General features: G+C 62.3%; 18 protein-coding genes. 7 read left to right on the top strand and 11 right to left on the bottom strand.

Going from position 1 to position 19,094, the window contains the following annotated elements; all coding sequences use genetic code 11:
- Positions 1–372 precede the first annotated feature (372 nt).
- The gene (locus ABIB44_RS17030; protein ID WP_354585873.1) at positions 373–2,508 is read left to right on the top strand and encodes an OmpA family protein; all 2,136 of its coding nucleotides are present in this window, start codon (positions 373–375) and stop codon (positions 2,506–2,508) included.
- Between the two features lie 15 nt (positions 2,509–2,523).
- Here the strand turns inward: ABIB44_RS17030 and ABIB44_RS17025 are convergent, their stop codons facing one another.
- The 4 genes from ABIB44_RS17025 to ABIB44_RS17010 form a co-directional block, all read right to left on the bottom strand.
- Positions 2,524–2,967: a 3-oxoacyl-ACP synthase gene (locus ABIB44_RS17025; protein ID WP_354585872.1), complete on the bottom strand. Its 444-nt coding sequence runs from the start codon at positions 2,965–2,967 to the stop codon at positions 2,524–2,526.
- Positions 2,964–3,398: a hypothetical protein gene (locus tag ABIB44_RS17020; RefSeq protein ID WP_354585871.1), complete on the bottom strand. Its 435-nt coding sequence runs from the start codon at positions 3,396–3,398 to the stop codon at positions 2,964–2,966. Before ABIB44_RS17020 ends, ABIB44_RS17025 begins: the two co-directional genes overlap by 4 nt.
- A gap of 207 nt (positions 3,399–3,605) precedes the next feature.
- Positions 3,606–4,010: a hypothetical protein gene (locus ABIB44_RS17015; protein ID WP_354585870.1), complete on the bottom strand. Its 405-nt coding sequence runs from the start codon at positions 4,008–4,010 to the stop codon at positions 3,606–3,608.
- Positions 4,011–4,067: 57 nt separating this feature from the next.
- Entirely contained in the window at positions 4,068–5,564 is a 1,497-nt protein-coding gene (locus tag ABIB44_RS17010; protein ID WP_354585869.1) for a GH3 family acyl-acid amido synthetase, read from the bottom strand.
- Between the two features lie 174 nt (positions 5,565–5,738).
- Here ABIB44_RS17010 and ABIB44_RS17005 point away from each other — a divergent pair, with 174 nt between their 5' ends.
- On the top strand, positions 5,739–6,173 hold the full coding sequence (locus tag ABIB44_RS17005; protein ID WP_354585868.1) for an OsmC family peroxiredoxin: 435 nt from the start codon (positions 5,739–5,741) through the stop codon (positions 6,171–6,173).
- A gap of 179 nt (positions 6,174–6,352) precedes the next feature.
- Positions 6,353–6,847 carry a hypothetical protein gene (locus ABIB44_RS17000; protein ID WP_354585867.1) on the top strand — a complete coding sequence of 165 codons (495 nt, stop codon included), beginning with the start codon at positions 6,353–6,355 and terminating at the stop codon, positions 6,845–6,847.
- Positions 6,848–6,876: 29 nt separating this feature from the next.
- Here ABIB44_RS17000 and dnaA read toward each other — a convergent pair whose 3' ends face one another.
- The 4 genes from dnaA to ABIB44_RS16980 form a co-directional block, all read right to left on the bottom strand.
- The gene (gene dnaA / locus ABIB44_RS16995; protein ID WP_354585866.1) at positions 6,877–8,436 is read right to left on the bottom strand and encodes a chromosomal replication initiator protein DnaA; all 1,560 of its coding nucleotides are present in this window, start codon (positions 8,434–8,436) and stop codon (positions 6,877–6,879) included.
- Between the two features lie 152 nt (positions 8,437–8,588).
- Positions 8,589–9,527 (bottom strand): bifunctional metallophosphatase/5'-nucleotidase, encoded by a 939-nt coding sequence (locus ABIB44_RS16990; protein WP_354585865.1) that lies wholly within the window; start codon positions 9,525–9,527, stop codon positions 8,589–8,591.
- Positions 9,528–9,641: 114 nt separating this feature from the next.
- Positions 9,642–10,403 (bottom strand): 5'-nucleotidase C-terminal domain-containing protein, encoded by a 762-nt coding sequence (locus tag ABIB44_RS16985; protein WP_354585864.1) that lies wholly within the window; start codon positions 10,401–10,403, stop codon positions 9,642–9,644.
- Between the two features lie 290 nt (positions 10,404–10,693).
- Positions 10,694–11,950: an outer membrane beta-barrel protein gene (locus ABIB44_RS16980; protein WP_354585863.1), complete on the bottom strand. Its 1,257-nt coding sequence runs from the start codon at positions 11,948–11,950 to the stop codon at positions 10,694–10,696.
- A gap of 150 nt (positions 11,951–12,100) precedes the next feature.
- Here ABIB44_RS16980 and ABIB44_RS16975 point away from each other — a divergent pair, with 150 nt between their 5' ends.
- The 4 genes from ABIB44_RS16975 (at position 12,101) to ABIB44_RS16960 (ending at position 17,076) form a co-directional block, all read left to right on the top strand.
- Positions 12,101–13,885: a methylmalonyl-CoA mutase family protein gene (locus ABIB44_RS16975; protein WP_354585862.1), complete on the top strand. Its 1,785-nt coding sequence runs from the start codon at positions 12,101–12,103 to the stop codon at positions 13,883–13,885.
- 100 nt (positions 13,886–13,985) lie between these two features.
- Positions 13,986–16,190, top strand: coding sequence for a methylmalonyl-CoA mutase (gene scpA, locus ABIB44_RS16970; protein ID WP_354585861.1), 2,205 nt, complete (start codon positions 13,986–13,988; stop codon positions 16,188–16,190).
- A 17-nt stretch (positions 16,191–16,207) separates the two neighbouring features.
- A complete protein-coding gene (locus ABIB44_RS16965; RefSeq protein WP_354585860.1) occupies positions 16,208–16,561 on the top strand; it encodes a hypothetical protein in 354 nt (117 codons plus the stop codon).
- Positions 16,562–16,713: 152 nt separating this feature from the next.
- Entirely contained in the window at positions 16,714–17,076 is a 363-nt protein-coding gene (locus ABIB44_RS16960) for a DUF1304 domain-containing protein (protein ID WP_354585859.1), read from the top strand.
- A 4-nt stretch (positions 17,077–17,080) separates the two neighbouring features.
- On the opposite strand, the gene ABIB44_RS16955 is transcribed toward ABIB44_RS16960, so the two are convergent.
- From ABIB44_RS16955 to ABIB44_RS16945, 3 genes are all read right to left on the bottom strand, one after another.
- Entirely contained in the window at positions 17,081–17,599 is a 519-nt protein-coding gene (locus ABIB44_RS16955; protein ID WP_354585858.1) for a hypothetical protein, read from the bottom strand.
- Positions 17,600–17,661: 62 nt separating this feature from the next.
- Entirely contained in the window at positions 17,662–18,162 is a 501-nt protein-coding gene (locus ABIB44_RS16950; RefSeq protein WP_354585857.1) for an ankyrin repeat domain-containing protein, read from the bottom strand.
- A 92-nt stretch (positions 18,163–18,254) separates the two neighbouring features.
- Positions 18,255–18,992, bottom strand: a complete 738-nt coding sequence (locus ABIB44_RS16945) for a J domain-containing protein (protein ID WP_354585856.1) — start codon at positions 18,990–18,992, stop codon at positions 18,255–18,257.
- Between the last annotated feature and the right edge of the window lie 102 nt (positions 18,993–19,094).

Raw genomic sequence — 19,094 nt, 5'->3', positions numbered from 1 at the left:
GCATGAACAGAAATAAGGCAAGGCCACAGAGGCAGGTGCCACATTGGCAGCCCGAAGTCCCGTAGCGCGAGATATACAAGGTACGGCGAACCGCACCGACTGGCTTTCAAGGGCCGTGCCAGCGCCCGGTTTCGGCCAAAGCGGCGGGCATCCGGGCGGGGCGAATAGCCACTCCGAAACGTCATGCGGCGCGCGGCGCAGCAGATTGCCCGCCACCCGTAATCCTGTTGCTGGGCTGGTTTTTATTAGCGCCTCGCGAGCGATGTTGCTAGGCACACCGCCCGATGGTTCCACGAATTCCGAAAACGTTTTCTGTAAATCGCTAAATTGTTGGCAACTTGCGCAACATATCAAAGTTTTATTACTCTACCAATGCCCTTTTCATTGCGTCGGTATTTGCGGGTACTGCTAATTGCACTGCTGGGCGGAAGCCTGGGGATGAGCTCGGCCGTGGCCCAGCGCCGGCCGGCAAAGAAAATTCCCGCGTCGGCCGCGCCCTCGGCCGATACCACCAGCGGCGGGGCTTCGGCGGCCCCGCGCCAGGCGGTGCGGCCGGCGGCCCAAGCTCCGGCCAGCACCCGGCCCACCTACCGGATACGTGCGCTGGGCGGCCGCACCAGCCGCAAGTTGCACCTGCGGCCCGACGGCACCCCCGACTTCGTCAATATCAACAAATACCCATTTTACGAGGATAAGAAGGCCCTACGGGCTATTACCAAGGCCGAAAAGCGGCGGCAGTTTCATCAGGCACGGCTCCTGCTGGAAGACTACGTGGCCAAGTTCGGCCCCACCAACTTCGCCAAAAACACCGACATGATTTGGCACCTGGGCCAACTGTTGCAGCGCGATAGCCAGACCGTAAAAGCCAAGGCCTACTACCGCCTCGCCCTCAAGCACAGCCGCGCCGATACCAAGCGCATTCAGCTCTACTACGACTCGCTGGAGCAGAAGCAGACGCCCCTGTACGTACCCCTGAAAACGTACTACGACCTGGTGGAGTACCGCAAGAACCTCAATACCTTCCATCCGCCCAAGGGCGTGTACACGAGCATGGGCGATGCCATCAACAGCAAGGCCCCCGACTACGGGCCGGCGCTGGCGGGCAATGATTCGCTGATGATTTTCAGCAGCAAGCGGCACCGGCGCGGGCTGACCGGCGTGATAGATGAGGACCTCTACACCTCGCACAAGGAAGGCGAGAGCTGGACCGACGCCGAGCCGCTGCCCAAGCCCATCAACTCGCCCAACAACGAGGGCTCGGCCTGCCTGAGCAAGGACGGCCGCACCATTTTCTTCGCCCGCTGCGAGTGCGCCACCTGCCACGGCAACTGCGACCTCTATACCGCCACGCGGGGCAAGGATGGCAAGTGGAGCACCCCCAAAAGCCTGGGCGGGCTGGTGAACTCGCCGGCCTGGGACTCGCAACCTACCCTCTCGCAGAATGAAGACACGCTGTACTTCGCTTCCGACCGGCTGGGCGGCTTCGGGCTGTCCGACATCTATTTCACCCACAAGCTGCGCAACGGGCAGTGGAGCCCGGCCGAGAACATGGGCCCGGTCATCAACACCCGCGAAAACGAGGTGAGCCCGTTCTACCACCCGCTCTACCACGTGTTGTACTTCAGCTCGCGGGGGCAGTTGCTGAACTTCGGCGATTTCGATATTTACAAAACCTACAAGGTGGCCGGGCGCTGGCAGGAACCCAAGAACATTGGCCCGCTGGTGAACGGCAAAGGCTCGGAGTACTACTTCACCATCGACCGCGAGAGCAAAAACCTGTACTACGCCCGCTCCGAGGCGCAGGAGCTGAACAACCTCGACCTCTACTCTTTCCCCCTGCCGATGGAGGCCCAGCCCCTGGCCACGACCAAGGTGGAAGGCACGCTGCTTGATTCGGTGAGCAACAAGCCGCTGAATGGCATTGTGAGCATCATCGACACCGATAACGGCGTGGAGGTGGCCAGCAAGTTTATCCGACCCGACGGCACATTCGACTTCGAACTGATGGAGGGCTCGCACTACGCCATGCTGATTCAAAGTCCCGACTTTTTCTCGGTGGAAAAGCAGTTTGCGCTACGGGGCGACACGGTGATGACGCTGCTCACGAACAGCATCGACTACAAGCTGCCCCTGATTTTCAAGAATCTGGAGTTTGAGCAGGGCAAGGCCAACGTGCTGGCCAGCATGCACTCCACCCTCGACCGCATCGCGGTATTCCTGGTCGACCACCCCACGTTCCGGCTCAGCATCGCGGGCCACACCGACAGCAGCGGCGACCCCGAGGTGAACGAGAAGCTCTCGCAGGACCGCGCCGAAGCCATCCGGCGCTACATCGAACGCAAAGGCAAGCTGCAACCCAACCGCATCGAGAGCTTCGGCTACGGCTCCTTCAAACCCCTGAAAGACGAGCTGACCGACGCCGACGCCAGGGTGAACCGCCGGGTAGAATTCCGCCTGATAAAGCCCGACAGCGACAAGCCGGCGGATGGCGCCGGGGAGTGGAAATAGCGCAATCGCCGCTCGCTATTCCACCGTTTCCACCCGCACCGTTTTGCCGTTGAAAACGGCCTCCTGCCCCGCCCGCAGGCCCTTAAGCGCCACGGCCACCGGCGCGGCGGGCGATACGGCAAACACGTCCGTCCCTTCGAGCTGGCCGGCGCTGACGCTGATGTAGAACCGGCCCATGCTGGTACCAACTAGCGCGCCGGGGCGCACGGTATCGCAGGGCGCATCGGGGTTGAGGCGGGCGAGCTCGGCTTGCAGCTGCTGGGCCTGCTGCATGTGGGCGGCGTTGCGGTCGCGCTCGGCGTTGGCCATTTCGCGGCCGGTTTCATACTTGTCGCCGGCGCTGCTCTTGGTTTCGGAGGAGGAGGATTCCTGGGCCGCCTGCATGGCGGTGCGGGCGGCAGCAATGCGCTGCTCGATGAAAGCGTGGCAGAGGGCGTGGAGGGCGGGTTTGGATGTCATCTGGTTTCGGCTTTCCATACTATTTGCGGAGTGCTTTCGACCTGCCAGTTCACCAGCAACGCTCCTAAGCGGTTTATAGAAGCGGCTTCTGAAGATATTGAAAATTCAAACCGATGATGAGTAGCCCGCAATTCATTATTGTCGGCTATTATTCGCAAGGCTGTGTGCCCCATAGGAGAAGTGCAATATGCTTCTATCCGCAAGTAGCCAAGTGACGATGGATGTTCAGCGGAGCCCCATTCAAAGCAGACTGTTTCGGCAGCATCCCTTGGAAAGGCCATCAACTGCTTTCCAAATTCGGTGAATAAATCAGCATGACCATAAGATATGTAAGTGTGTGTTTTCACATCGGGCCTGATAACCTCAATATCAAACGAGCAGTCTCCATCAAGGTCAACATTAGCGGTGAATACAATTTTACTTCTTTTCATATTAAGTACAAGCGCTTCAATACGCTTCTAAAGCTTCTTGGATTTTTTGCGCCCACGCCGCATTGTCCGGCCGCATCACCAGCACGCGGAAGCCGTGTCGTTCGCCTTCCAGCCGCATGCTCTAGGAGTCGTAAATTAATAAGTTGATGCCAAAAACTGAGCGGATGAGGGTGTTGTCGAGGTCGAAGGCGAGGCGCGTGTATTTATTTAGAAATCCAGCCAAGAGGCCAACCCAGGGACCAAAGACACCAAGGCGAGGATGAGTGCACCGACTGCCACTCCAATGGCCGGCAGGTTCCAGCTTTCCAAGGTCGGGCGATAATATAGAATCCCTTCAAACTGCACTACTTCGATTAACAGGCTGATAAAAAACGCCCTGCCACTACTGGTGGCGTATTTCAATCGTTCCGTTTGCCAAGTGCCTTCATCGTCCTGATACGCTACATAGGGGTAATCCAGAGCGGTCCAGCTGCCCGCTACCCGGCCAAACTCCGGGCGGTATTCTACTACCGTGACGAAGCGCGAGTGACCAAGGAGCAATAGCTTTTTTCGCTTCCGACGTGCGGACTCCCAAAACCCCGCTAACACGGCCGCTCCAAATAAAAAAATCACGCCACTCCCTATATCTCCCATTTGAATTGGTCGGTTTTTTAGAATGGATATTCGTTTCTAGCCGGCTGAAAGCAGTCCCTCTGCCACTTTCCTATCGTTGCCCAAACGCGGCACCTTGTTCTGCCCGCCCAGCCGGCCCAGGCTTTTCATGTAGCGCTGGAAGGCCCCGGCGGGCAGCGGCGTGAGCAGTAGCGGCACCAGAATGCTGCCCCGGCGCAGGTCGTCGTAGTAGGTATTGCGGCGGCGCAGGGCCGTGTCCAGGGCGGCGGCGAAGGCGACGGGGTCGTTCGGCTCACGCCCAAATTCCACCAGCCACTCGTGGCGCGAGGGCGTGGTGGGGTCGTCGCTCACGAGCGGGGCCACGGTAAATTCGGTGACTTCCACCCCGGGGGTTTGAGCCATGACTTCGCGCAGGGCCTGCTCCACCTCCTCCCCGATTACGTGCTCGCCGAAGGCCGAGAGGAAGTGCTTGATGCGGCCCGTGACCACCACGCGATGCGGCGCGAGGCTCACGAAGCGCACCGTGTCGCCGAGGCTGTACGCCCACAGGCCGGCGTTGGAGGTGAGCACGACGGCGTAGTTGCGGTCCAGTTCCACGTCGGCGATGGTGAGGCGGGGCGCGTCGGGCTCGAAGAACCGCTCGGCGGGGATGAATTCGTAGAAGATGCCGCTGTTCAGCAGCAGCAGCAGGCCCGGGTTACCGGGCTCGTCCTGGAAGGCCAGGAAGCCCTCGGAGGCCGGGAACAGCTCGATGCTGTCCACCGGCCGGCCGATGCTTTCGAAGAGCTTAGCGCGGTAGGGCTCGAAGTTGACGCCACCGTACACGAACAGGTTGAAATCGGGAAACAGGTCCTTGATGGGCCGGCCGGTACGGGCCGTAAGGCGGTCAAAATACATCTGCACCCAAGGCGGAATGCCGGATATCAAGGTCATCTTCTCGCCCAGCGTTTCGTCTACGATGCGCTCCAGCTTAGTTTCCCAGTCTTCGATGATGTTGGTTTCGTAGCTGGGCAGCTGGTTGCGGCGTAAGTACGCTGGTACGTGGTGGTTGGCAATGCCCGAGAGCCGGCCCGTGCGGATACCGTGGTGCATTTCCAGTTCCGGCGAGCCCGACAGGAATATCAGCTTGCCATCGAGAAACCGGCTGCGGCCGGTGCGGTAGATGTAGTAGAGCAGGGCATCGCGCGCGCCCTCGATGTGGTTGGGGATGCTATCCCGCGTAATCGGGATGTACTTGGTGCCGGACGTAGTGCCGCTGGTTTTGGCCAGGTACAGCGGGTGGCCGGGCCAAAGCACGTCGGCCTCGCCGACCTGAGTACGGTCGAAATACGGTTTGAGGGCTTCGTAGTCGCGCACGGGTACCTGCCGCGTCAGGTCGGCGGGCGTGCGAATGCCGCCCAGGTCGTGGGCGCGACCGAAAGCAGTGCCGGCGGCCGTGGCCGTGAGCTTCGACAGCAGCTCGCGCTGGGTGGTTTCGGGGCGGTGCTGCCAGCGGGCGTAGCGGCGGGCAATGTAGCGGGCCAGGGGCTGGCTAAGAGTGGCTTTCAGTCCCATTCATTTCGAAGTAATAGGCCGTTGGAAGGGCGGCGAAGGTACGTTGGGAGTGGGCGGCGGGGCATGCGGCGGCAACCTGCGTCGCGGGCTGCCGTTAAGGTTTTAAGAGCTGGCCGTTACGGCGGCCGGCTGAAGCTTACCTCACCACTCCCCATTTCCCCAACTCACCCCATCATGGCAGACCACAAAGGCACCGCCGCCTGGACCGGCGACATCAAAGGCAGCGGCATCCTCAGCACCGAAAGCGGCGCGCTGAATGCTCCCTACTCCGTGGGCAGCCGCTTCGAAGGCAAAGGCGGCACTAATCCCGAAGAGCTGATTGGCGCGGCCCACGCCGGCTGCTACACCATGTACCTCACCAGCGTGCTCACCAAGCACGGCCATTCGGTGCAGAACATCAAGACCACCAGCACCGTGACGATGAATCCCAACAACGGCCACCCCGTCATCGAGCACATCCACGTCACCACAGAGGGCCACGTCACCGGCGGCAACATCACGGCCGACGACTTCCAGAAGCACGCCGAAGATGCTAAGGAAAACTGCCCGGTATCGAAGGTGCTGAGCGCCGTGCCCAAAATGACGCTCGAAGCGAAGTTCCTGGGCTAGGTTTCTGGCGGACCAACCAGCTGAACAATGAAATAAGAACGTCGTGCTGAGCTTGCCGAAGCATCCCTACCGCAGCAGTAAGCAATTACTACCGCGTTAGTGGTGCTTGGGCTTTGCTCAGCACGACGTTCTTTTTGGTTTTAGCCCTACACTAAAATCTTCGCCCTAAATTTGTCGCTATGCCCACTGGTACCACCCGCATCCGTCTCCGCCCCGCCAACAACTCCCGTGTTCCGTTCTGGGGCCAGCTCGCCATTGGCTTTTTCTGGCTGGCCTACGTGCTGTTCGGCATCCTGAGCAACACTGGCGCGCAGGACTACCACTTTCTGCATTGGGTGTTTCTGGTGTTCACGCTCGTGTACCTGGGCTACGTGCTGGTGAATAACGCCCCCATTTTTGGTACCCAGAGCTACCTCGAATTCACGCCGGGCTACATCGTGCATAAAAATGGCCTTTTCCGCCCCAAGCAGGTATTCGCCGCCGAAAACATCGCCGCCCTCGAGCTAAAGTCCTTCCAGCTACGCGTACGCCAGAAAGATGGCGAAATTTACGCCCTCAACCTGCGCGAGGTGAAAGGCAAAATGCGCAAAACCCGCTTTCGCGAGCAGCTGCGCGAGTTTGCCGCCAAGTACAACCTGCCCCTGCAGGAAAGCAGCCCGGCGGCAGCGGTGTAGCCCCCTTCCTTTTTAGGTGGGAACAGCCCCTATTTCTTGGCGAACTTCTTCCGCAGCTCGTCCACCTGGTCGCGGAATTTCTTATCCGAGTCCACTAGGTCCGACACCGTCTGCACCGAGTGCATCACAGTGGTGTGGTCGCGGCCACCGAAATGGAAGCCAATGGTTTTCAGGGTGTGCGCGGTGTGGTGCTTGGCGAAATACATGGCCACCTGCCGGGCCGTCACCACTTCCTTTTTGCGGGTTTTGTCCTTCAGCAAATCAACCGAGATGCCGAAATAAGCGGCCACGGTCTTCTGAATGAAGTCGAGGTTGACCTCGGCCTCCACTTCCTCGATGATGTGGCGCAGGGCCTGCTTCACCATTTCCAGGTCGATGTCGCGGCGGCTCAGGCTGCTCTGGGCCACCAGCGAGGCGATGACGCCTTCCAGCTCGCGCACGTTGGTGTGCACCGAGTTGGCGAGGTAGTCCACCACATGGTCCGGCGGAATATCAATTCCATCCTGCTCCATCTTGTTGCGGATGATGGCCACCCGCGTCTCAAAGTCCGGGCTCTGCACGTCAGCCGTCAGGCCCCACTTGAAACGGTTCAGCAGCCGGTCTTCCAGGCCCAGCAGGTCCTTGGGCGGCCGGTCGGAGGTCATCACAATCTGCTTGCCCGACTGGTGCAGGTGGTTGAAGATGTGGAAAAACATCTCCTGCGTCTTGCCCTTGTTGGCCAGAAACTGCACGTCGTCCAGAATCAGGGCGTCGACCTGCAGGTAGAAGTTCGCGAAGTCCTGCACCTGCGCCCGCTGCACGCTGTCGATGAACTGGTTGGTGAACTTCTCAGCCGACACGTAGAGAACGAACCGCTCGGGCGCGGTGGCCTTGATGTGGTTGCCGATGGCCTGCACGAGGTGGGTTTTGCCCAGGCCCACGCCGCCGTACACCATCAGCGGGTTGAAGCTGGTGGTACCGGGCTTGTTGGCCACTGCCAAGCCGGCCGAGCGGGCCAGGCGGTTGCAGTCGCCCTCGATGTAGTTATCGAACGTGTAGGAGCCGTTGAGCTGCGAGGGCACCAGGTTGCCATCCACGGGCTTGGCCTGGTCGAAGGGATTGCGGGGCGGGGCCAGCGTATCGGACCCGCCGCCGTTGGCGAAGTTGTTGCCGCGCGGGGTGGTGCGCACCGCCCCCGAGTTCACGTAGCGGGCCGAGGCGGCGCGGGCGCTGCCAGCCAGCGGGTTGCCAGCGGGCGGGCCCGGCATAGACTGGGGCGCGTCGCGCGGGTCGGGGGCGGCCTGCTTGCGGGGGGGCGGCAGGTGCAGAGCCCGGGGCGGCGTTTGGTCGTTGCCCTGGTCGACGACGACGCTGTACTCCAACCGACCCTCAGAACCCAGCTGCTGGTAGAGGGCGCGGCGCAGCTCATCCACGTAATGCTCCTCCAGCCAGTCGTAGAAATAAGCGCTGGGCACCTGAATGGTCAGCACATTCCCCTTCAGCTCGACCGGCACGATGGGCTGGAACCAGGTCTTAAAGCTCTGCTCGCCGATTTCCGCCGAGATACTGCGCAAGCAGCCAGCCCAAACCGTGCGAAAATCCTTGAGCATGTGAACGATTGAAAGGAAACCGGCAACCAGCCGGGAGCAAAAAGAAGACCGAAAATAGTCGCCGGGAGAGGGCGTTATTTTTTAGAGGGGGACAAAATTGTGGAAAACTTCGCACTTAAAAAAGCCGAAATGCACTTGTTTATGTCGTGCTTTTAGCAGGCCGCCCGAACTGGGACCACGGTGGCGCTTGCCAGCCCGGCCCGCTTGTTTTTTGGGGAAAATTCGTAATCCAGCCGGCCCAGATTGATGCCCGACCAGCCCACTTGGTTGACGAGGGTAGAGTGGCCGTCGGGGCTGGCGATGGGCTCGGGCGCGTCCAGGAACGTGTGGGTGTGCCCGCCCAGTATCAGGTCGATGCCCGACACCTGGGCGGCCAGCTTGCAGTCGTCGAGCTTGGTGCTTTCGTACTTGTAGCCGAGGTGCGAGAGGCAGATGACGAGGTCGCACTTTTCGGGGCCGCGCAGCTGGGCCACCATTTCTTTGGCCTTGGCCACGGGGTCGAGAAATACGGTCTGGCCGAAATTTTTATCGGCCACCAGCCCGCTCAGCTCGATGCCGATGCCGAACACGCCCACCCGAATACCCTGCTTGTCAAACACCTTGTACGGGGCAAAGCGGCCGGCCAGCGGCGTTTTCGAGAAGTCGTAGTTGGCGATAAGAAAAGGGAAGGTGGCGTTGGGCAGCTGGCGCTGCAGCCCGTCGAGACCGTTGTCGAAGTCGTGGTTGCCGAGGGTGCTGGCGTCGTAGCCCATCTGGCTCATCAGCTTGTACTCCAGCTCGCCGCCGAAGAAGTTGAAGTACGGCGTACCCTGGAAGATGTCGCCCGAGTCGAGCAGCAGCACGTTGGATTCCTTACTGCGGATATCCTTGATGAGGGCCGCGCGCCGGGCCATGCCGCCCAGCCCGGCCCACTGCCCGCCATTGTCCGGAAAGGGCTCGATGCGCGAGTGCATATCGTTGGTATGCAGGATGGTGAGCTTGAGCGGAGCCTTGGCGGTAGCGGCGGCGGCGGCCGAGTTGGCCAGGCCGCCCAGCACGGTGAGGCCGGCGGTACCGAGGAGGGAATTGCGCAGAAATTCGCGACGCTTCATAAAAAATAATTAAAAATTGAGAATTAAAAATTAAAAATCAGGCGAATAATCTGAGACCAGAACCAGGGCGGCCTTGCTCATTTTTAATTCTCAATTTTTAATTTTTAATTTATTCTAATTAGCCTTCACCCGGCCTTCTACCTGGGCCGTGACCGGCTGGCCGGCCTTGGTGAGGGCGCGGATGTGGTCGGCGATGGCGGTGCGGAGCAGCACGTTGGTGTGGCGCGGCGTGAGGGCTTTGAAGAACGAGAGATTATCGCCGCCGGTGGCCAGGTAGTCGGAAACGGCAATGGAGTAGGTGCGCGCGTCGTTCACGTCGAAGGGCTGCCCGCCGATGCGGATGTCCTTGGGCATGCCATCGAAAGTAACGCTATACGTTGCCCCAGAAATGGCCATTTTGATGTGCGCGGCGTAGTCGAACAGCTGCTGCACCACGGGGCCCGGGGCATCTAATACCACCAGCTCGTTCTCGAAAGGCATCAGCTCGAACACCGCGCCCAGGGTAACGGGGCCAGCCGCGAAACCAGTGCGCAAGCCCCCGTTGGTCATCACGCCGAGCGCAATGGGCTGCTTGAGCTCGGCGCTGGCGCGCGCCCGCTGCAAGTCGGCCACGAAGTTAGAAAGCGGGTTTTCGCCGGGGGTTTTCGTGATGGGAGTCGGCACGGTGCCGAGTACTTCGCTCATTTGGGCGGTCACCTTATCGTGGTAGGGCGCGATGAGGGCGGCGATGGCAGGGTCCTCGGCCTGGGTTTTGCCCACCGCCTGGCTCGTAACGGGCACGAAGTGGGCCGTGGGTGCGTAGGCGGCGCGCTGGCAGCTAGTGGCCAGCGCCAGCGAGAAGACCAGCACCAGCCGGGAAGAGAAGCCGAAAGTCATGAAATGCGATTTTTAACCAATTACACCGTAAACGGCACGGCAAGTTACTGTCTGGCTAGCGGAAGGGACGTCGCGCCACAGCTTTGTTCACGCGGCGGTTCCCCTGTGGGGGTGCAGCATCACCTGTTGCAGCTGCCCGCAGTATCAACTTGATAAACTGGCTCAGTTGTTCATGTTCGAAGCAAAAGCGGAAATCCGGCATGGCCGCGCAGGTTTCCCCGGTTAACGTCTCAAGTCTGCAACAAATGAGGTCGCGGGCCGCCACGCCGGGGCCGCACGCTGCAAACGTCTCAGCGCGACTGCTTGGAGAGGTCGTAGCTCAGGAGCAGCGAATACCGGGTGATGAGCGTGCCGATGCCCAGGACGTTGCTGAACCCGTTGCCACGCTCGGCCCGCAGCTCGGCCGCGAAGTGGCGCTGGTTGGGCAATTGGGTAGCAACCCCCACCCCAGCCAGCAGCCCCTGCTCGAGGTTACGAACCTGGAAAGCCTGTTGCCACGGCGAGTAGTCGACCGTGGGCAGATACCGGTACTGTGACTCATTGGTGTTTTTCAGGGCAAAGCCCAGGCTTGCCCCGAGCGCCACAAAGGGCTTGATGCGCTTACCGAAGGGCGAAAAACGCACCTCGATGGGCACACGCAGTTGGTCGAGCTGCACCCGCACATGCTCCTGGTAAGCAAAGGTGCGGTACGGACTGCTGGTATGAAATTCTCCCTCGTAGTGCTGACGCAGGTAGAGCAGCTCGACCCGCAACGACCACCGGTTGCCCATGAGCGGCAGGTACTGTTGCAGCGCCAGGCCCACTACGGGCGACGAACTACTTGGCAAGCTGATGCGCTGCACGGGATTATCGACGTCGAAGTCCAGCATGCTGAACTGACTACCCGCCACGGCCTCGAGCAACACGTAGCTGCGACGCGGCGAGGCGGCAACCGCCGATACCACCTGCCCCCCGCCCACGCAATCGTTGTAGTGCCGCACCAGCCGCACCAGACTGCTGCGGTTGAAGGGGGCCTTCACCACCTCGAACTGCACGGCCGGGCACGCTTGAAATACCTCGGCGAAGGTGGCGCGATACAGTGCTTTTTCGCGGTGAAAGACGCGGCCGTTTTCTACGACCCGCTCCGAAAGCTGAACCAATTGCTTCAGGGGCCCGGTGCCGCTGCGCACGTAATACTGCTCGCTGGTATTGCCTCCGGCAAACCGATACAGGGTGGCCGGGCCCTGCACCAGTACCTCCGCAAAGGCCACCTGCGAGGTAGTATCGCCGGCAAAGGCCTGCTTCATTACCCGCTGCGTTTGGTAGAACCGGTCGTTCAGAAAGCCATAGCCCCGCAGCTGGGCGGGAGCATACGAGGCGGCTTCGCCGGCAGGCGTGGGTTTAAACCGGCACTCAAAGGCACTGCGGGAGCTCGAACCATAGTCCACGCTGCCCCGGATGGTATCGCCCGGCAAAGAAATGATATAGCCTAGCCGCCAGTTGTTTTGGGCATAAACTAGCTGGGGTAGCGCCAGCAGGGCAACAAAAAAGGGAAGCGTTCGGAACATGCGGGATAGATTATTCGATGGAAAGTTTCAGTAAAACTACGCCCTGCTACCGTAGAAGCCGGTAGTTAAAAGTGGGTAAGCCCGCTGCTTGGTATCTTTCGGCCAATTTCGACTGGCTGGCCGGTTTTTCATTCCTACATCAAAGAATTCATGGACGAATTGTCCTCCGCAGCACCCGTTTCTTTCGCCGAGTTTCCGGCCGTGACCACCGCCGAGTGGCAGGCCCGCTTAACCCGCGAGCTGAAGGGCCGCGACCCGGCCACGCTGCGCTGGCCCCTGCCCGATGGCTTCAGCCTGGAGCCTTTTTACCACCGCGAAGCCTTGGCGGCCCTGGGTGGCCCGCCCGCGCCCCTGCCCTACCCCGCCGCGCCCTGGCTGAACGTGCCCGCCCTGAGCGTGCCCGCCGGCCAAGACGGCCGCCTGCAGATTGAGCAGGCCGCCGATGCCCTGGAGCGTGGGGCCGACGGCATGCACTTCATCTGCCACGACGCCGCCACCTTCGACGTCGCCTACCTGGCCGAGCGCCTGCCGCTGGCCAGCACCTTCGTGGGCTTCACCACCACCGCCGACCCGGCCGCCCTGCTCAGCCGCCTGGTCGATGCCGCGCCCGGTACCGCCCTGCGCGGCTTTCTGCGCTTTGCCCCCGACACCGTGCCCGAAGGGGCCGAGCAGGCCAACTACCGCGCCGGCCTGCGCCACTGCGTGCGGCTGGCCGCCGCCATGCCCGATTTTCGGGCGCTGGCCGTGAACGGGGCATTTTTTGGCAACCGCGGAGCCACCGCTACCCAGCAGATTGCCTTCAGCCTGAACACCGCCGCTACCCTGCTGGCCGAGCTGCCCGACGCCGACACGACTGCCGCCGAGGTAGCCGCTGCCCTGCACCTGCACCTGGCCGTGATGCCCGGCTATTTCCTCGAAATAGCTAAGCTGCGCGCCCTGCGCCGCCTGTGGGCCACGCTGCTGCACGCCTTCGGCCTACCCGCCGAGCTGAACGCGCGCCTGCGCATCCACGCCACGACGGCCACCTGGACGCAGACTACCCTCGACGCGCACACCAACCTGCTGCGCCACACCACCGAGGCCATGAGCGCCGTGCTGGGCGGGGCCGATTCGCTGAGCGTGTCCCCCTTCGACTGCCTGTTTGCCGACAGCAACGAGTTTTCGGCCCGGCTGGCGCGCAACCTTTCGGTGCTGCTGCGCGAGGAGGCTGGCCTGGGCCGCGTGCAGGACCCGGCGGCCGGCTCCTACTACCTTGAAACCCTGACCGACCAGCTGGCCCGCGAGGCCTGGGCGCTGTTTCAGCGCACCGAAGAAGCCGGTGGGCTGCCGCAGGTGCGCGCCCAGGTGCTGGAAGAGATTAAAACAGTGGCCAACGAAACCTTCCGGCGCATTGCCAGCGGCCAGCAGGTGGTGGTGGGCACCAACCGCTTTCAGAATCAGCAAGAAAGCTTCACCTTTCACCCCAAAAAGCTGCTGCGCTCGGCCGAATTCGACGTGACGCGCGCGGCCTACCCCACCGAGGTGCTGCGCCTGGCCACGGCCCTGCACTTCGAGCGGCGCGACCGCAAGAGCAAGCGCGCCGCCATAGTCCTGCTCGGGGCCAACACCAACCAGGTCATTCTGGAAAGTTTCCTGCAGCTGCTGCAGGAGCACGAGCGGCCCGAGCTGGCGGCCAGCCACCCGGCCGGCACGCTGTCGCTGCTCTACTCGTCGGCCGAAGAAGCGACGCTGATGTACGCCACGCCCGAGCAGTTCCGGCGCTTCGCCCGCTTCATCTATCAGATTCCGACCGAGAAGCAGCACTTCATTCCGCCGGCGCTGCTCTCAGCCGACCTGGCCACCATGCACGAGGCCGTGCGCGTATTCGGCTTTCACGAGATGAAGGTGCAGGGCTACACCACCGAGGAAGTGCTGGCCCGTCTGCAAGGGCGGTAGTTTTTTAGTGGTTAATGCTTTGCGGTAATGATTAATGTCATTCAACTGCCCGCTAACCGAACTGCATTAACCACTAACCATTAAAAATTAACCATTAAGAATGAAGCCCGATTTCTCTTCCATTGCCTACGACGCCGCGCCGGCCCCGGCCGCTCCCGCTGCGCCGGAAACGGCCGCCACGCTCACCCCCGAGGGCATCGCCATCAGGCCCGTGTATGGCCCGGAAGATGTGGCCAACCTCGACCACTTGGGCTTTGGCGCGGGGCAGGCGCCTTACCTGCGCGGGCCCTACGCCAGCATGTACACTCAGAACCCGTGGACCATCCGGCAGTACGCGGGTTTCTCCACGGCCGAGGCCAGCAATGCGTTTTACCGCCGCAACCTAGCCGGCGGGCAGAAGGGCCTGAGCGTAGCGTTTGATTTGGCCACGCACCGGGGCTACGACTCCGACCACCCCCGCGTGCAGGGCGACGTGGGCAAGGCCGGCGTGGCCATCGACTCGGTGGAGGACATGAAAATCCTATTCGACCAGATTCCGCTGGGCGAGATGTCGGTGTCCATGACCATGAACGGGGCCGTACTGCCGGTGCTGGCCTTCTACATCGTGGCGGCCGAGGAGCAGGGCGTGCGCCCCGAGCAACTGGCCGGTACCATTCAGAACGACATTCTGAAGGAGTTTATGGTGCGCAACACCTACATCTACCCGCCCGCGCCAAGCATGCGCATCATCGCCGATATTTTCAGCTACACGGCGGCGCTGATGCCCAAGTTCAACTCGATTTCCATCTCGGGCTACCACATGCAGGAGGCCGGCGCTACCGCCGACCTGGAGCTGGCCTACACCCTGGCCGACGGCCTGGAGTACGTGCGCGCCGGCCTGGCCGCAGGCATGCAGATTGACGAATTTGCCCCGCGCCTGAGCTTTTTCTGGGCCATTGGCATGAACCACTTTATGGAGATTGCCAAGCTGCGGGCCGGCCGGTTGCTGTGGGCCAAGCTCATGCAGCAGTTCAACCCCACCAACCCCAAAAGCCTGGCCCTGCGCACCCACTGCCAGACGTCGGGCTACTCCCTCACCGAGCAGGACCCTTATAACAACGTGGCCCGCACCGCCATCGAGGCGCTCGCGGCCGTGCTCGGCGGCACCCAAAGCCTGCACACCAACGCGCTGGATGAAGCCATTGCCCTGCCCACCGATTTCTCGGCCCGCATCGCCCGCAACACCCAGCTGTATTTGCAGCACGAAACCGACATCACTAAAGTCGTCGACCCCTGGGGCGGCAGCTATTACGTGGAAACCCTGACGCACGAGCTGGCCGACAAGGCCTGGGCCCTGATTCAGGAAGTGGAGGAGCTGGGTGGCATGGCCAAGGCCATCGAAACCGGCCTGCCCAAGCTGCGCATCGAGGAAGCCGCCGCCCGCAAGCAGGCCCGCATCGACTCGGGCCAGGAAACCATCGTGGGCGTGAACAAGTACCAGACCACCGAAAAAACGGAGGTCGAAGTGCTCGACATCGACAACGATGCCGTGCGCGAAAGCCAGATTGCCCGCCTCAAAAACATCCGCGCCACCCGCGATAACGTGGCCGTGAAAGTAGCCCTGGCGGCCATCACCGAGGCGGCGGGAATCAGAGTGGAAGAGTTAGGAAAAATGAGTGCCGACGCGACGGGCGACGCGGCTGCATTCCCGCAACCCGCAACCCTCAACCCGCATAACTTACTGGCCCTGGCCATCACCGCGGCCCGGGCCCGCGCCACGCTGGGCGAAATCTCCGATGCCCTCGAAGCGCAGTACGGCCGCCACCAGGCCACTACGCGCACCGTATCGGGCGTGTACAGCAGCGAGATGCACCACAACGAAGCCTTCGAGCGCGCCCGGGCGGCGGCCGAAGAATTTGCCAACCATGAAGGCCGCCGCCCCCGCATGCTGGTGGCCAAAATGGGCCAGGACGGCCACGACCGGGGCGCGAAAATCATCGCCACCAGCTTCGCCGACGTGGGCTTCGACGTCGACCTCGCCCCCCTCTTCCAAACGCCCGCCGAGGTAGCCCGCCAGGCCGCCGACAACGACGTGCACGTGGTGGGCGTGAGCAGCCTGGCCGCCGGCCACAAAACCCTGCTCCCCCAGCTGCTGGCGGAGCTCAAGCAGCTCGGCCGCGAAGACATTCTGGTGATTGCCGGCGGCGTGATTCCGGCCCAGGACTATCAGTTTCTCTTCGATGCCGGCGTGGCCGGTGTGTTCGGCCCGGGCACGGTCATCGCCACCGCTGCGCTGGAGATTCTGGGGAAGCTGGGTGATAATTAACGGTCAATAATTTGCCAATGCCCTCTTCTTTTCCATTCACAATCTCAGCTACTGACGACTCGGAGCAACCTTTTCAGCTGATAGCCAAGTTTGATACCCCTGACTTGGCATTCTATAAGTCGATTTTCGATAAGCATAGTTTGTCTGACTGCAGAGTTTCGCTAGTAGATGTAGCTGCGTTAGTTATCGAAGAGCATGCTCCTGATTTATTAGACCACCTGAATTTTGATGAAGAAGGCTACTGGCTCGATATGTACGTTGACAGTGAGGCCGCTGTGCAAAGCTTCATCTCTAAAGTCTGTCCCATTTTTCAATCCATTGAGCTCCTAAAACCTTACGTTTATCGTGTAGCTGAGGAAAGGAAGATTTGAATTCACTTTTCAATATTTGGATACACACTAGGCCCGCCCCACCCGGCGGGCCTTTTGCGTGCCCGCCGTTTCTCCTTGCCGCTGCCCTAGCGGCTCGCGCCGACAGTAATTGAGTAAGTTAGTTACTGCTTCTCACGCTTCGCTTCGCCGCCATGCACCTGCTCGCCCAAGTCCTCATTGCCTTCGTGGTACTGATTCACCTCTACATCCTGTGGCTGGAGATGTTTGCCTGGACTACGCGCGGCCCCCAAACCTTCCGTTCGCTGCGGCCCGAGCTATTTGAGCCGACGAAGGTACTGGCGGCCAACCAGGGGCTGTACAACGGGTTTCTGGCGGCCGGCCTCATCTGGGCACTGCTGATTGCGGACCCCGGCTGGCACCGCAACGTGGCCAGCTTTTTCCTGGGCTGCGTGGCAGTAGCGGGCGTGTACGGGGCCGCTACGGCGGGCCGGCGCATCCTGCTGGTGCAAACGGTGCCGGCCGTGCTGGCGCTGGCGGCCGTGTGGCTGGCGTAGCTGCTTAGGCGACTGCTACCGGCGCGAACTCAATGACCCACACCCACTCATTGCGGGTCCAGGCGGTGGGGTAGATGAAATCGAGCAGCCCCCGAAAAGCCGCGATGGGGCTGCCGTACCAATGAAACGCGTTTGGGTGGGCGGCATCCGGCTCGACTCCGCCCCACTGCGGCGGGCCGGCCGCCGGCCGGCGGCGGATACCTTCGGCCAGGGCATCGGCTTCGGTGAGGCGGCGCACCGGTTCGGCCCGCACGCTGGTTACTTCCAGGCGGAGTTCAGGGGCTTCCCGGATGCTCAGCAGGGTGCCGGCTGGGCCAAAGGGCAGCGGTAGCGGGGGCAGCCGCGTGGGCGGGGTGGTGCTACAGTCCTCAAACAGCGCCCCCTGGGCGGTAAGGCCGACAAACCGGTACCGGTCCGGCTCCTGCTGCAGGGTCCATTCGGAAGGCAGGCGGCGGCGGGTGACGGTTTTATGGCCGGCCCGCACCGCCGCCAGCATGGCCGGGTTGAATGAAATACTGCGCATATGGTCAAGATAGCCCGCCCGCCAGGTTGGCCGGGCCGGCGCGTTCCCTAAAGCCGGAACCCTTACGCCTCGTTTACCGGCGCGCCACCGAGCAACGCCAGGGCGGCGGCGCTGCCCTGCTGGCTGGCCAGGTGCAGGGCGGTGAGGCCGCGGGCATCCTGAATATCCTTGTCGGCACCAGCGTCGAGTAGCAGCCGCAGGAGGTCGTGGCGGCCAAACATAGTGCTGTATATAAGGGCCGTGCTGCCGGTACTGTTTTGCAGGTTGAGGCCGGCCCCACGCTCGAGGAGCAGGCGGGCCACTTCGGTGTAGCCTTTGAAGCTGACCCCCATCAGAGCGGTATTGCCGGCGATATCCTGCTGGTTGGGGTTGGCCCCGGCGTCGAGCAGAAAGCGGGCGGCTTCCAGCTGGTTGTCGTAGCAAGCCAGAATGAGGGCCGTGAAGCCTTTGTCGTTAGCGGCATCGATGGGCACGCCGGCGGCCAGGGCGGCTTGCAGGCCCGCGACCTCGCCGCGCCGGGCGGCATTGAACAACTCTTCGGGGTGGGTAGCGGCAAACTCCATGAATAGCGAGGGATAAAAACCGGCGGCCACGCGCCGCCGGCTATTCTACGGCCCTCAACCGCAAAAGGGCCGGCCGGGTTGGGCGCGCGCCCTCAAAACCACAGCAGCACCACCGCCGTGAGCACGGCCAGCAGCGCGGCCACACCGGCCGTGTTCACCACCAGCTCGGGCGAGCGGCCGGGCCAGCAGCCCACGGCGGCCACGGCGGCCAACAGCAGCGGCAGCAAGAAAAAAGTGCCGTAGATGGTGCCACCGTAGGGCTGAAACGGAGCCGGACCGTCGGACGAGGCGGGCGCGCTGATGCGCTGCACTACGCCCAGCAGGGGCGTTTGCCAAACGTGCAGGGCATCGCCCTCGCGCACGCGGTAGCCGATGGCACTGGGCAGCCGGAAGCTGGTGTGCGGGGTATGCACCCGGTAGGCCAGCTGCGGGTCGGAGAGCGACGACGACACGGCGATGGGGAAGCGGCTCTGCACGATTTCCGGCGCGTACTCGCGCAGCGGCAGGGCCCAGTCGAGGCCCAGTAGCAGGCACAGGGCCAGCAGGGCCGCGTTCAGGCGGCGGGCCCACGGGGCCAGGGCCCGCAGGCGGGCTTCCGAGGCGGGCGGCGGCGGGGCGGGCTGCTGGGCCAGAAGCTGGTCGTATAGCACGCGGCGGCGCGGGTGGGCCAGAATGCCGTAGCCGGCCTCTACTTCGGCCAGGCGATGGCGCAGGGCCGGGTCGGCGGTGGCGCGGCGGCCCAGGCGGGCACGCTGCCGGGCGTAGGCCTGCGCAATCTGCACGGGCGTAGCAGTGGGGCCGATGCCCAGCAGGCGGTAGTAGTTCAGCATAAACCCGAGCGTGGTGAAAGCCCTAAAATACGCTTCGGCCGCCGGTATCGAAAACGGCGCGGGCAGCGGCGTATTGCGCCGGCTCGCCCCTGCCGCAGTCCG

Source organism: Hymenobacter sp. UYCo722 (genome assembly GCF_040547115.1).
GTDB lineage: Bacteria > Bacteroidota > Bacteroidia > Cytophagales > Hymenobacteraceae > Hymenobacter.
Note: the sequence above shows the minus strand (reverse complement) of the source record. Positions and strands in the feature narration are given on the sequence as shown.

Coding starts and splice junctions, on each gene's coding strand:
- ABIB44_RS17030 (WP_354585873.1), top strand. CDS start 373: ATGCCCTTTTCATTGCGTCGGTATTTGCGGGTACTGCTAATTGCACTG.
- ABIB44_RS17025 (WP_354585872.1), bottom strand. CDS start 2,967: ATGACATCCAAACCCGCCCTCCACGCCCTCTGCCACGCTTTCATCGAG.
- ABIB44_RS17020 (WP_354585871.1), bottom strand. CDS start 3,398: ATGAAAAGAAGTAAAATTGTATTCACCGCTAATGTTGACCTTGATGGA.
- ABIB44_RS17010 (WP_354585869.1), bottom strand. CDS start 5,564: ATGGGACTGAAAGCCACTCTTAGCCAGCCCCTGGCCCGCTACATTGCC.
- ABIB44_RS17005 (WP_354585868.1), top strand. CDS start 5,739: ATGGCAGACCACAAAGGCACCGCCGCCTGGACCGGCGACATCAAAGGC.
- ABIB44_RS17000 (WP_354585867.1), top strand. CDS start 6,353: ATGCCCACTGGTACCACCCGCATCCGTCTCCGCCCCGCCAACAACTCC.
- dnaA (WP_354585866.1), bottom strand. CDS start 8,436: ATGCTCAAGGATTTTCGCACGGTTTGGGCTGGCTGCTTGCGCAGTATC.
- ABIB44_RS16990 (WP_354585865.1), bottom strand. CDS start 9,527: ATGAAGCGTCGCGAATTTCTGCGCAATTCCCTCCTCGGTACCGCCGGC.
- ABIB44_RS16985 (WP_354585864.1), bottom strand. CDS start 10,403: ATGACTTTCGGCTTCTCTTCCCGGCTGGTGCTGGTCTTCTCGCTGGCG.
- ABIB44_RS16980 (WP_354585863.1), bottom strand. CDS start 11,950: ATGTTCCGAACGCTTCCCTTTTTTGTTGCCCTGCTGGCGCTACCCCAG.
- ABIB44_RS16975 (WP_354585862.1), top strand. CDS start 12,101: ATGGACGAATTGTCCTCCGCAGCACCCGTTTCTTTCGCCGAGTTTCCG.
- scpA (WP_354585861.1), top strand. CDS start 13,986: ATGAAGCCCGATTTCTCTTCCATTGCCTACGACGCCGCGCCGGCCCCG.
- ABIB44_RS16965 (WP_354585860.1), top strand. CDS start 16,208: ATGCCCTCTTCTTTTCCATTCACAATCTCAGCTACTGACGACTCGGAG.
- ABIB44_RS16960 (WP_354585859.1), top strand. CDS start 16,714: ATGCACCTGCTCGCCCAAGTCCTCATTGCCTTCGTGGTACTGATTCAC.
- ABIB44_RS16955 (WP_354585858.1), bottom strand. CDS start 17,599: ATGCGCAGTATTTCATTCAACCCGGCCATGCTGGCGGCGGTGCGGGCC.
- ABIB44_RS16950 (WP_354585857.1), bottom strand. CDS start 18,162: ATGGAGTTTGCCGCTACCCACCCCGAAGAGTTGTTCAATGCCGCCCGG.
- ABIB44_RS16945 (WP_354585856.1), bottom strand. CDS start 18,992: ATGCTGAACTACTACCGCCTGCTGGGCATCGGCCCCACTGCTACGCCC.